Below are 11,828 nucleotides of genomic sequence, written 5' to 3'. Positions count from 1 at the left end.
ATCACCTCCAGGTTGCGAATGGGGATGGTCACCGGGCGGGTTCGACGGCGCGCGGCTCGGCCGCCGGGGCCGGGACCGCCGGCAGGCCGAGCCCGAGGTGCTCGCGCAGGGTCCGGCCGTCGTACTCGGTGCGGAACAGGCCGCGCCGTTGCAGCTCGGGCACCACGTGGTCGGCGAAGTCGTCGAAGCCCGACGGCAGCACGTCGGGCATCACGTTGAAGCCGTCGGCCGCGCCCGCCCGGAACCAGGTCTCGATGTCGTCGGCGATCTGCTCCGGGGTGCCGACGACGATGCGGTGCCCGCCGCCGCCGGAGAGCTTCTTCAGCAGTTGGCCGAGGGTCGGGCGTTCGGTGTCGATGATCGCCTTGACGATCCGGTAGAAGGTCTGCGAGCCACCGGCGTGGTCGGGATCCACGAGCAGTTCGGTCGGGATCGGCTCGTCGTCGGCAAGCCCGTCGAGGGCGATCCCGAGCTGGCCGGCGAGGCGCTGGCGGGCGTACGCGTCGGGCAGGATCTCGTCGAGCAGCTGCCGCCGGGCGTGCGCCTCGGCCTCGGTGCTGCCCACGACGGTGGAGATGCCGGGCAGGATCACGACGTCCTCCGGACGGCGTCCGAACGCGGTGGCGCTCTCGCGGATCTCGGCGCGGAAGGCCCGCGCGTGGTCGAGATCCTGGTCGGCGGAGAAGATGACCTCGCCGACCTGGGCGGCGAGCCGGCGGCCGTCCCGGGAGCCGCCAGCCTGGACCACGACCGGGCGGCCCTGCGGGGAGGCGAGTTCGGTACGTCCCGCCCAGCTGGCGACGACGTGCGCGGCGAACTCGGCGGCCCGCCGGTAGCGCAGGGCGTGCTCGGGTTCGCTGGTCCGGCCGAAGTTGCGGGCGGCCACCGCTCCCGCGGTGGTCACCACGTTCCAGCCGAACCGGCCGCCGCTGAGATAGTCGAGGTCACCCAGGCGGCGGGCCAGCTCGACGGGGTCGTTGTAGGAGGAGGAGAGGGTGCCGATCAGGCCGATCCGCTCGGTCTGCGCGGCGATGCGGGCCAGGACGGTGGTGGGTTCGAGGTTGTTTCCGGTGCGGTGGGCGATGCTCGGGTCGAGCAGCGGGCCGTCCGCCAGGAAGACGGCGTCGAGCTTGGCCCGCTCGGCCTTCTTCGCGATCGAGGTGTAGTGCTCGATGGTGTAGCTGGCGGTGCCGTCGGTGCCCGGGAAGCGCCAGGAGCCACCGAAGACGCCCGCGTTGAGGATGTTGACGTTGAGGTGCAGCATGGCCTTCTCCCTTTACCGGGCGGCGGCGAGCCGGGTGCCCGGGATCGCCGCCAGCAGCTGTCGGGTGTAGTCGTGTCGTGGTGCGCGGAAGACCTCTTCGGCCCGGCCGGTCTCGACCACCGTCCCGTCCCGCATCACCGTGACGTCGTCGGCGATCAGGCGGACCACGCCGAGGTCGTGGGTGACGAAGACGTAGCTGAGCCCCAACTCGGCCTGTAGGTCGACCAGCAGTTGCAGGATCTGGGCCTGCACCGAGGCGTCGAGTGCGCTCACCGCCTCGTCCAGCACCAGGATCCGGGGGTTGAGCGCGATCGCCCGGGCGATCGCCACCCGCTGCCGCTGGCCGCCGGAGAGCTGGCCCGGCAGCCGGTCCAGGTAGCTCTCGTCCAGGGCCACCGCCCGCAACAGCTCGACCACCCGGTCGGTGCGTTGCCGCGCGCTGGTCGCCAACCGGAACGCCCGCAGCGGCTCGGCGATGATCCGGCGCACCGGAAAGCGGGGGTCGAGCGAGGTGAACGGGTTCTGGAACACGAACTGGAGGTCGCGGCGAAGCTCCCGGAGCCGCGCGCCACGCAGCCCGGTCAGGAGGCGGTCGCCGACGTGGACGGTGCCGGCGTCGGCGGTGGCGAAGCCGACCAGGATGCTGGCCAGGGTGGACTTCCCGGCGCCGGACTCGCCGACGATCGCGTGCGTGGTGCCTTCGCGCACCAGCAGGTCGGCGGCGTCCAGCGCGCGCAGCTCCCGCCGCTGGTCCCGGCCCCGCAGGTGGTAGGTCTTGGTGAGCGCGTGGGCCCGCAGCACGGCCGGCGGGTCGGCCGCCGCCGGCCGCCGGCCGGAGGTGGGTTCGAGCCGGCCGCGGTGCCGGTTGGGGGCGGCATCGAGCAGCCGGCGGGTGTAGTCGTCGGTCGGGTGCTCCAGCACCCGGCGTACCGGGCCCTGCTCGACGATCTCGCCGTTGCGCATGACCAGGATCCGGTCGGAGCGGTCCAGTGCGACACCGAGGTCGTGGGTGACCAGCAGGATGCCGATGCCGAGTTCCTCGCGCAACCGGATCAGGTGGTCGAGGATGACCTTCTGGACGGTGACGTCGAGGGCGCTGGTCGGCTCGTCGGCCAGGATGATCTTCGGTTGGCCGGCCAGGGCGATGGCGATGAGCGCCCGCTGTTTCATGCCGCCGGAGAGCTCGTGCGGGTACTGCTGGAACACCCGCTCGACGTCGGACAACCCGGCGGTACGCAGGCTCTCCAGCGCGGCGTCACGGTGCCGCGCCGCGTCGGCCGTCCGGGGCGCGTTGAACCGTACCGCCTCGACCACCTGCTGGCCGATCCGCTTGACCGGGTTCAGCGAGGTGTTCGGGTCCTGCGGGATGAAACCCACGTAGTTGCCCCGCACCAGCGCCATCCGCCGGTCGTGCCAGCCGGTGACGTCGACGCCGGAGTAGGCGATCGCGCCGGACCGGATCCGCGCGGCGGCGGGCAGCAGCCCGAGGGCGCCCTGGACCAGGGTGGTCTTGCCCGAGCCGGATTCCCCGACCAGCGAGACGAACTCGCCCGGCTCGACGTGGAGGCTGACGCTCCGCACGGCGGGCGTCCACTGACGACGTCCGGTCCGGTAGTCGACGGTGAGGTCGGCGATCCGCAGCAGGGGGTCCGACGCCGGGTCGGCCGCGGCGGTGGACCTGGTGCGGGCGGTGTCGGTCATCGGCGGTGGCCCTTCCGGAACGAGGTGCTGATGCGGTGGGTGGCGATGACGACGATGGCGAGGGCCGCGCCCGGCAGGATCGAGGTCCACGGGTGGACCGCGACGTAGTCGCGGCCCTCGGCCACCAGCAGCCCCCACTCCGGCTGCGGCGGTGGCGCGCCGTAGCCGAGGAAGCCGAGCGAGGCGACGGCGAGCACGGCCGCACCAACCTCCAGCGCGGCCAGCGCGACCACCGAGCTGAGCGAGTTGGGTACGACGTGCCGGGCCAGTACGCCCCACCGGCGCACCCCGAGGCCGTACGCGGCCTTGACGTAGTCCTGGGTCATCACCGTGAACACCTCGGCTCGCATCACCCGCGCGAACGAGGCGATCGAGGAGATGCCGACCGCCAGGGCGATGTTGTGCGTGGAGTAGCCGAGCACCGACACCACCACCATGGCCAGCAGCAGGCTGGGGATCGCCAGGAAGACGTCGACCACCCGCATGATGGCGGTGTCGACGACGCCCCGGGCGAAGCCGGCGACCAGCCCGACCACCGTGCCGATGCCGAAGGCGATGAGTACCGCCAGCAGGGTCGCGGTGAGGGTGGTGCGCGCCCCGTAGACGCTGCGGGCGAAGAGGTCCCGGCCCAGCCGGTCGGTGCCGAACCAGTGCTCGGCGCTCGGTGCCGCGAAGCTCGCGCTGGGGTCGCCCTGGTAGGGGCTGTAGGAGGTGAACAGTTGCGGGGCGACGGCCCAGCCGATCACGACGAGCACGACGATCCAGGCGACCAGGAGGGTCGGTTGCCGGGCGGGTTCACCGAGTCGCCGGGCGAGCGCGCGGGCGGCGGCCGGCCCCCTGCCCGGCACGGGGGCGGGCGTCGCGCGCGGCGCCGTCGGGTCCGGGGTACGGGGCGGGGCGAGGGTGTGAGGTTCGGCGGTCATCGCGTGTTCTCCTCACGCTGCCGGGGAGGGGGAGGCGGCGAGCGTGGCCCGCAGTCGCGGATCCAGCAGCGGATAGATCAGGTCGACGATCAAGTTGATCAACGCGAAGCTGACCGCCACGAGCACCACGATTCCCTGGACCAGCGGGACGTCGAGGGTGTTGATCGCGTTCTGCGTCATCCGGCCGATGCCCCGGCGGGCGAAGACGGTCTCGGTAATGACGGAGCCGGCGATCAGGTTGCCGAAGGTGATGCCGGCGATGGTGAGCGCCGGCAGACTGGCGTTCCGGAAGACGTCGCCGACGATGATGCGGCGGCGGGTGGCTCCCTTGGCCCAACTCGTGGTGACGTAGCCGGAGTGGAACTCGGTGGCGAAGCTGCGCACGAGCAGTTGCGCGATCGGGCCCGACACCGGGATCGCCAGCGTGACCAGCGGCAGGACGAGACTCCTGAGACCGTCGTCGCCGAAGGCCGGGAACCAGCCCAGCCGGAACGAGAAGACCTGCAGGATCAGGATCCCGGAGAGGAAGACCGGCACCGACACCGAGGCCGACGGTAGCGCCTCGACCAGGTTGCGGAGCCAGACGTGGCGGGTCGCGGTGGCGACCAGCGCGATGACGAAGGCGATGAGCAGGGCCAGCACCAGCGCGCCGGCGGCGAGGAGCAGGGTGCTCGGCAGCACGTCGAGGATCGCGGCGGTGACCGGCCGGCCCGACTGCACCGAGCTGCCGAAGTCACCGGCCAGGGCGTGACCCAGCCGGTCGAGGTACTGCAACACCACCGGCTTGTCGAAGCCGTAGTTCTGCGCCATCTGCTCGCGGACCTCGGGCGGAACGGTGTTGAGCTCGGCCGGGTCGAAGAGCAGGTCCACCGGGTTCGCCGGCAGTACGAACAGCAGGACGAAGGTCAGCGTGAACGCGGCCCAGACCACGAACAGGGCCCGGCAGATCTTCAGCGCGACGTAGCGGAGCACGACGTTCCTTTCCCGGGTGGGCGGGTGGTCGCCGGGGATCCGTCCCCGGCGACCACCGACCGTCACTTCCCGTTGCTCTTCCAGGCGTCGACGAAGTGGTTGCGGGACTGGGCGTCGAAGATGATCCCGTGGACGTGGTCCGCGTGGGCGATCACCTGCGACGGGTTGTAGACCGGGCTGACCAGCGCGTACTTGTCCAGCAGGAGATCCTGGGCGGCCTTGGCGTACTGGTTGCGCCGGGCCGGGTCGAGGGTGAGTTCGAGCTGGCCCAGGGCCTGCGTGACCTCGTCGACGTCGACGCCGGTGGAGTCCTGGGTGAGGTGGGCGCCGTTGCCGAGCAGCGGGCTGTACTGCAGGTTGAGCACGGCCGGGTCGTTGCGGGAGCGGTTGGCGGCGGTGATGTTCCAGTCGGTCTTCGCATTGGCGACGTTTGCCGAGTAGTCCGGGATCGGCACGACGGTGAGTTGCAGGTCGATGCCGATCTTCTTGAGGTCCTGCTGGACCGACTCGTAGGCCGGCTTGTTCACCACCAGGTTGCTGATGCCGAGCAGCTTGACGACGAGCTTCCTGCCGTCCTTGACCCGGATCCCGTCCGGGCCGGGTGCCCAGCCGGCCGCGTCGAGCAGTCGCGCGGCCTCGTCGGGGTCGTACCGGAGCACCGAGGCGCTGTAGTCGACGTAGCCGGGAACGGAGGGCGCGAGCACCGAGGTGGCGACCGAGTAGGAGTCGGTCAGCACGGTCTGCTTGACGGCCTCCCGGTCCCAGCCGAGCTGGATCGCCCTGCGTACCGCGATGTCGTTGGTCGGGAAGAGTTGGGAGTTGAGGTTGAAGAAGATCGCGGTGCCGGAGACACCGCGACTGATGATCTTAAATCCCTGGGCGGCCAGTGGCTTCTCGTCGGTGGTTCCGACGTCGAGCGTGGCGTCGATGCTGCCGGAGGCCAGCGAGCCGGTCCGGACGCTGGCCTCCGGGATCGTGTTGAAGACGACCCGGTCCAGGTACGCCTCGCCGTCGTGCCCGATCGCGGGCGGCGACCAGTGGTAGCCCGCGCGCCGGACCAGGACGGTCTTGACCTGCTCCTCCCACGACTCGTACACGAACGGCCCGGTGCCGATGATCTTCGTCGGGTCGGTGCGTTGCTCTGCGCTCAGCTTCAGCGTCGACAGTGACAGGAACCCGGGCTGGGCGTTGGCGGTGAACGCGGACGCCTGGAGGAAGCTGGCGAGCGGCTTCTCGAAGCGGACCACCACGGTGTGCTGGTCCGGCGTCCGGGTTTCCAGGTAGCCGGGGAGCAGGACGGCGCCGTTGGGGTTGATGCCCAGCTTCTCGTCGCCCCGCACGTACTGGTCGAAGTTGGCCTTGACGGCCTCCGCGTCGAACGGGGTGCCGTCGCTGAACGTGACGTCCGTGCGCAGGCGGAACGTGAACTCGGTGAGGTCGTCGTTGTACTCCCAGGACTCCGCCAGCCACGGCGTGATCTCGCCGGTGTCCGGGTCCTGCCAGGTCAGCTTGTCGGTGACGTTGTTCCCGATCAGGGATTCGGCGTAGTTCGTGCCCCAGTGCGGGTCGGGGCTGCGCTGGTAGTCGATGAGCGCGAACTGCAGGGTGCCGCCGCGTACGGGTGCGCCGTCGGCGGCGGCCTGGTCCGCGGAGTCGCCGCCGCGGGCGGCGGCGAACCCGATCCCGGCGACGAGCGCGAGGACGGCGAACCCGGCGAGCCAGGGCCAGGTACGGCGGCCCGGTGTGGCGTTCTCGATCGAACTTCGGAGGTCAGACATCGGCTTCTCTCAGTGGTCGAGGCAGCCGGGCATGGCTCCGGCTACCGGCTCTCAGATGACGCGAGTGGGCCGGCCGGTGGGCGCGCGGTTCCCGGGTTGGTGGGGGCGCGGCGTTCCGGGCGGCTGACGGGGGGCGTGGCGGGATCGGGCGTCGACGATGACGCCGCCGTGGCGGTCGTCCACGGGCCGATCACCGCCAAGTGGCTGCGGATCGGGGGCTGGTCAGCGCCGACTCGTCGAGGGCGGCGCGACGACCGATCAGCGCTGACAGAGCGCGCTGGCGAAGAGCGCGAAGTCGATCTCGCGCCTGGAGTAGAGAAGCAACCCGGCCATGATCTATACAATACCTATAGGCTTGATAGGAGTTAATCGTGATTTCGGCCATACCTTCGGCGCCGCCGGGGGGAAGCCTTGACGAGCTGGCCCGGGACGGGCCGGCACCGGGGAGAGTGATGACATCCACCACGACGGCGGCCAACAGCGCAGCCCAGGCCGTCGAGGCGGCCGACCGGCACCCCTTCGTCGCCCGCCTCCGACAGTACGCCGAGCAGACCCTCCGGCCGGCCGCGCTGAAGACCGACCGGACCGAGGTCCCCGCCGAGACCATCAACCGCCTGGCCGAGCTGGGCGCGCTCAACCACCTGGCTCCCGTCGCGTACGGCGGTGCCGGGCTCGACCGCGGCGCCGACCGGCGCCTGCACGAGACCATCGCCGGCGCCTGCGTCAACACCTGGCTGGTCTGGGCGCAGCACGCCCCGATCGTCGGACGTGTCGCGGCATCGCTCGCCGAAGGGCGCGCACCGAGCGAGCTGGCCGAGCGGCTGCTCCGTGGCCGGCTGCTCGCCGGCGCCGGCATCAGCGATGTTCGCCGCTTCCCGGAGCACTTCATCTCCGCCACGCCCGCCCGGGGCGGCTGGATCCTTGACGGCACCATCACCTGGGTCAGCGGCTGGGGACTCAACGAGGCGCTCGCCGTCGCCGCCGTCGAGCCGGGCGCCGGCACCGTGGTGACCGCGCTCGTGCCGGTCGGCGAGCAGACCCCGGCGACCCCCCTGCGGCTCAGCGCCGTCACCGGCAGCCGCACCCGACGGGTACGGCTCGACCAGGTCGCCGTACCCGAGGAGCACGTTCTCGGCACGCAGCCGATCGCCCGGTGGCGCACGGCCGACCTCGCCACCGCGAGCGACGCCCGCCCCCACCACTTCGGGCTGGCGGCGACCGTACTGCGCGAACTGGGGGCCGCGTCCCACCCGCTGGCGCCGCAGGTGGCCGCGGCATGGGCCCCGCGAATCGGGCAGCTGCGCGCGGACGCCTACGGACTCTCCGACGAGGCCGCCGCGGCCGGCGGCGGGCCGTACCGGCTCGACGAGCGCCTCGCCCTCAAGGTCGCCACCGGCGAGGCGCTCGGCACCCTCACCCGCGCCCTGCTCGTCGCCCGCTCCGGGCACGGCATCGCCAGCGAGGACACCGCCCAACTGCACGCGCGGTCGGCCCTCTTCCTCCTTGTCCAAGGCCAGTCCACGGCCGTCCGCGAGGCCCAGCTCGCCCACTTCGTCCACCGCGCACCCAACCGAAAGGAAGACCTGTCATGAGCCTCGAATTCCTCTGGTACATCCCGAACCAGGTCCAGCCCGGCCACCGGGGCGACGACGTCGTCGAGCGCCACAACAGCCTGGCGACCCTCACCAGCCACGCCCTGGCCCTCGAAGAGCACGGCTGGGCGGGCGCCCTCATCGGCACCGGCTGGGGACGGCCGGACACCTTCACGGTCGCGACCGCGCTCGCCGCGCGGACCACCACGTTTCAGCCGCTGATCGCGATCCGGCCCGGCTACTGGCGGCCGGCCAACTTCGCCTCCGCCGCCGCGACCCTGGACCATCTCACCGGGGGACGGGTGCTGGTCAACATCGTGTCCGGCAAGGACAACCTGGCGGCGTACGGTGACGACGAGGGCGACCAGGCCCACCGCTACGCCCGCACCCGGGAGTTCATCCGGATCGTCCGTCGCCTGTGGACCGAGGAGCGGGTCACACACCACGGTGAACACTTCTCGGTCACCGACTCGACGGTGGTGCCCCGACCCGTCGAACGGGGCTCCCGCCGGCACCCCCGGCTCTACTTCGGCGGCGCCTCGGCGGCCGCGGAGTCGGTGGCCGCCACCGAGGCCGACGTGCAGTTGTTCTGGGGGGAGCCGCTCGACGGCGTCGCCGAGCGGATCGAGCGTCTCCGGCGCCTTGGCGAGAAGTTGGGTCGGGAGCACCCGCCGCTGGAGTTCGGGCTGCGCGTCACCACCCTGATCCGGGACACCACCGAGCAGGCGTGGGCCGACGCCGAGGCGAAGGTCGCGCAGATGGCGACCGGCAAGGGCCTCATCGCCCGCGACCCGAACCGGCACGCCGCCGTCGGTCAGCAGCGGCTGCTCGACCTCGCGGCCCGGGGGGAGGTGCTCGACGACAACCTCTACACCACCCCCGGCACCTTCGGCGGCGGCGGGGCGGGCACCACCTGGCTGGTCGGCTCCGCCGAGGACGTGGCGAAGTCGCTGCGCAGATACCAGAGCCTCGGGGTGACCCACTTCGTCCTCTCCGACACCCCCTACCTGCCGGAAATCCAACGCCAGGGCACCCAACTCCTACCCCTGCTACGCCCCTGAGCCGTCCGAGATCTCGGTATGTCAACGCCCCTCGGAGGGCTGTCCGGTGCCAGGATCTCGGGAGGTGGCCCGGATCAGGTCGGCGGCCCGCCAGGCCAGGGCCATGATGGGGGCGTTGAGGTAGCCGGAGACGAGGATCGGCAGGACCGAGGCGTCCACGATGCGCAGGCCGGCCACGCCCCGGACCCGCAACTGCGGGTCCACCACGAAGTCGTCGCCGGGGCCCATCGCGCAGGTGCCCACCGCGTGGTAGCCGCAGTAGCCGAGCGACCGCCCCGCCTGGATGATCTCGTCGTCGTGCTGCACCTCGGGACCGGGCACGGTCTCCGCCGAGATCCGCTTGGCGATCGGCCCGGTGGCGAACAACTCCCGCGCCCGCCGGAAGGCGGCGACCGCCACCCGCCGGTCGTGTCCGGCGTCGAAGTAGCTGGCGACGATCCGCGGCGCGGCGCCCGGGTCGGCCGAGGTGATCGCGAGGCTGCCCTCGCTCTCCGGCCGGGTCACCGTGACCTGGGCCATCAGCCCCGACTCGGACTCCAGCTCGATCGCTCGTCCGGGTCGCCGGGGCGCCGCCGAGAAGGGCGCGATCAGCATCTGGGCGTCCGGGTGGTCGGCCTCCGGCTCGGCCCGGAGGTACGCCCCGAGGTCGTACACCGGCAGGGCGAGCGGACCGCGCCGGGTGAACACGTACCGCAGCATCTCCCGGGCCTGCCCGGGCAGGCTGCTCAGCCGCGGGTTGTAGCCGGCCCGGCCGACCAGCCGGTGCTGCATCGGCGTGGTCCGGTGCTCCCGCAGGCCGGCACCGACCCGGGGCCGGTCGAGCAGCACCGGGACGCCGGCCCGGCGCAGGGTGTCGGCCGGGCCGATGCCGGAGACCTGCAACAGCTGTGGCGTGGCGATCGCGCCGGCAGCGAGGACGACCTCGGCGGCGGCCCGGTGGTCGACCGTCTGCCCGCCCCGGCGGGCGCGTACGCCGACGGCGCGACCCCGCTCGACGAGGACCCGCAGCACGACCGTCCGCACCGCCACGGTCAGGTTGGGCCGCTGGCGGACCGGGTGCAGGAAGGCGTCGGCGGCGCTGCTGCGGCGACCGTCACGGATGGTCGCCATCAGGTAGCCGATCCGCTCGTCTTCGGTGGCGTTCAGGTCGTCGACCCGGCGCCAGCCCAGTTCCTCGGCGGCGGCGATGGTCTCCTCGCAGATCTCGTCGGTGCCGGTGGCGGTGGACAACCGCAACGGGCCGCCGGCGCCGCGCACCTCGGAGGCCCCGAGCGGGTTGTCCTCCAACCGCTTGAAGATCGGCAGCATGGTGTCCCAGCCCCAGCCGGGGTTGCCCCGGCGTTCCAGTTCGTCGTAGTCGAGCCGGTCGCCGCGGGCGTACACCATGCCGTTGATCGAGCTTGAGCCGCCGATCAGTCGACCGCGTTGCCAGATCTCCTGCCGCCCCGGCGTTACCTCGGCGGGGTAGTGCCAGGCGGTGCGCCGGTCGTCCATCAGCCGGCTGAACCCCTTGGGAATGCGCACCCACGGGCTGCTGTCCCACCCGCCGGCCTCGACGAGCAGCACCCGGATGCCCGGATCCTCGGTCAGCCGGTTGGCCAGCACGCACCCCGCCGAACCCGCGCCAACCACGATGTAGTCGAACTCCGCCACCTGGGACCTCCGATCCGTGACCCCAGCGCCGTACCCACCGTATTGCCTTGATCACTGAATGGGAAGGGTGCTGGTCGTGCCGTCCGGCGAGGGCGAAAGTTCTGGCGGATCGGTGAAACCACCCCCCGGACCCGCGCGTCATGAGGCTGTACGCGGTGGCGGGCCAGGACGGTTTGGCCACACCGACAACCGGCAGCCGGGGAGGCGATGATGGTGGTGGGTAGATGGCTCGCAGGTGTGGGCCTGGTGGCGTTGGCCGGCGCCGCCGTGGGGGTGTACGGGCTGGCGTCCGGCTCCGACGGCGACACCGGACCGGCCGGGACGGCCCCGGTGGCGGCGACCCCGATCGCCGATGGTGCGGCGGCGGTGAGCCCGACCGTCGACGGTGCGACGGCCTCCCCGCAGGCGACGCCGAGCGCCGACCCGCTGCTCTCCGGTAAGCGCCGGGTCACGATCGTGCGGGTCGGCGCGTTCGAGTCGGGGCTGTCCCTGCTCGACCGGGGGCGGCTCGCCGAGGTGGACGACGACCGCGGTCGGCAGGTCTTCGTGCCGACCCCGCTCGGCGGTCAGGAGTTCCTGGTCAAGGCGTACTACAGCGGTGGCACGGGGCAGCCCGTCTGTTGGCAGGTGCAGAACCCCGGCAACGCGCATCCGCTGGTGGTGCGGGGCGCCGCCTGCCGGGCGGACGACTCGGCTCAGCGGTTCGTCATCGCCCCGGCGGCCGGTGGCGGTGCCCGGGAGTACGTGATCAGCAATCGGTGGGCGTACCTTCGGGACTCGGCGCGGTCGGGTCTGATCATGGAGGAGTTGGGCGACGCCCCGCCGGCGAGTAGCTTCCGGCTCAACGACACCGGCCCGGCGCCCCGACGCGGGTGACGCCTCCG

9 protein-coding genes are annotated in these 11,828 nt (G+C 72.1%); 3 read left to right on the top strand and 6 right to left on the bottom strand.

Translation table 11 applies throughout. The features are described from left to right. Positions 1–28: 28 nt before the first annotated feature. The 5 genes from ACQPYA_RS17760 to ACQPYA_RS17740 are packed head-to-tail and all read right to left on the bottom strand — an operon-like array spanning position 29 to position 6,638. The gene (locus ACQPYA_RS17760; RefSeq protein WP_433528204.1) at positions 29–1,264 is read right to left on the bottom strand and encodes an LLM class flavin-dependent oxidoreductase; all 1,236 of its coding nucleotides are present in this window, start codon (positions 1,262–1,264) and stop codon (positions 29–31) included. Positions 1,265–1,276: 12 nt separating this feature from the next. Beyond that, positions 1,277–2,965 carry a dipeptide ABC transporter ATP-binding protein gene (locus tag ACQPYA_RS17755; RefSeq protein WP_433528203.1) on the bottom strand — a complete coding sequence of 563 codons (1,689 nt, stop codon included), beginning with the start codon at positions 2,963–2,965 and terminating at the stop codon, positions 1,277–1,279. Further along, a complete protein-coding gene (locus tag ACQPYA_RS17750; RefSeq protein WP_433528202.1) occupies positions 2,962–3,888 on the bottom strand; it encodes an ABC transporter permease in 927 nt (308 codons plus the stop codon). The genes ACQPYA_RS17755 and ACQPYA_RS17750 overlap by 4 nt, the downstream gene beginning before the upstream one ends. 12 nt (positions 3,889–3,900) lie before the next feature. After that, entirely contained in the window at positions 3,901–4,926 is a 1,026-nt protein-coding gene (locus ACQPYA_RS17745) for an ABC transporter permease (RefSeq protein ID WP_433528201.1), read from the bottom strand. Beyond that, positions 4,923–6,638, bottom strand: coding sequence for an ABC transporter substrate-binding protein (locus ACQPYA_RS17740; protein ID WP_433528200.1), 1,716 nt, complete (start codon positions 6,636–6,638; stop codon positions 4,923–4,925). Before ACQPYA_RS17740 ends, ACQPYA_RS17745 begins: the two co-directional genes overlap by 4 nt. A gap of 452 nt (positions 6,639–7,090) precedes the next feature. On the opposite strand from ACQPYA_RS17740, the gene ACQPYA_RS17735 reads away from it, so the two are divergent. After that, positions 7,091–8,230 carry an acyl-CoA dehydrogenase family protein gene (locus ACQPYA_RS17735; protein WP_433528199.1) on the top strand — a complete coding sequence of 380 codons (1,140 nt, stop codon included), beginning with the start codon at positions 7,091–7,093 and terminating at the stop codon, positions 8,228–8,230. After that, on the top strand, positions 8,227–9,291 hold the full coding sequence (locus ACQPYA_RS17730; protein ID WP_433528198.1) for an LLM class flavin-dependent oxidoreductase: 1,065 nt from the start codon (positions 8,227–8,229) through the stop codon (positions 9,289–9,291). Before ACQPYA_RS17735 ends, ACQPYA_RS17730 begins: the two co-directional genes overlap by 4 nt. A 21-nt stretch (positions 9,292–9,312) precedes the next feature. Here ACQPYA_RS17730 and ACQPYA_RS17725 read toward each other — a convergent pair whose 3' ends face one another. Beyond that, positions 9,313–10,944 carry a GMC family oxidoreductase gene (locus ACQPYA_RS17725; RefSeq protein ID WP_433528197.1) on the bottom strand — a complete coding sequence of 544 codons (1,632 nt, stop codon included), beginning with the start codon at positions 10,942–10,944 and terminating at the stop codon, positions 9,313–9,315. Positions 10,945–11,154: 210 nt separating this feature from the next. Between ACQPYA_RS17725 and ACQPYA_RS17720 the strand changes: the two genes are divergently transcribed. Continuing rightward, on the top strand, positions 11,155–11,820 hold the full coding sequence (locus tag ACQPYA_RS17720) for a hypothetical protein (protein WP_433533529.1): 666 nt from the start codon (positions 11,155–11,157) through the stop codon (positions 11,818–11,820). Positions 11,821–11,828: the final 8 nt, after the last annotated feature.

The organism is Micromonospora sp. CA-263727 (assembly GCF_050942455.1).
Lineage (GTDB): Bacteria > Actinomycetota > Actinomycetes > Mycobacteriales > Micromonosporaceae > Micromonospora.
The sequence above is the reverse complement of the archived record's forward strand: the minus strand, read 5'-3'. Positions and strand labels throughout refer to the sequence as shown.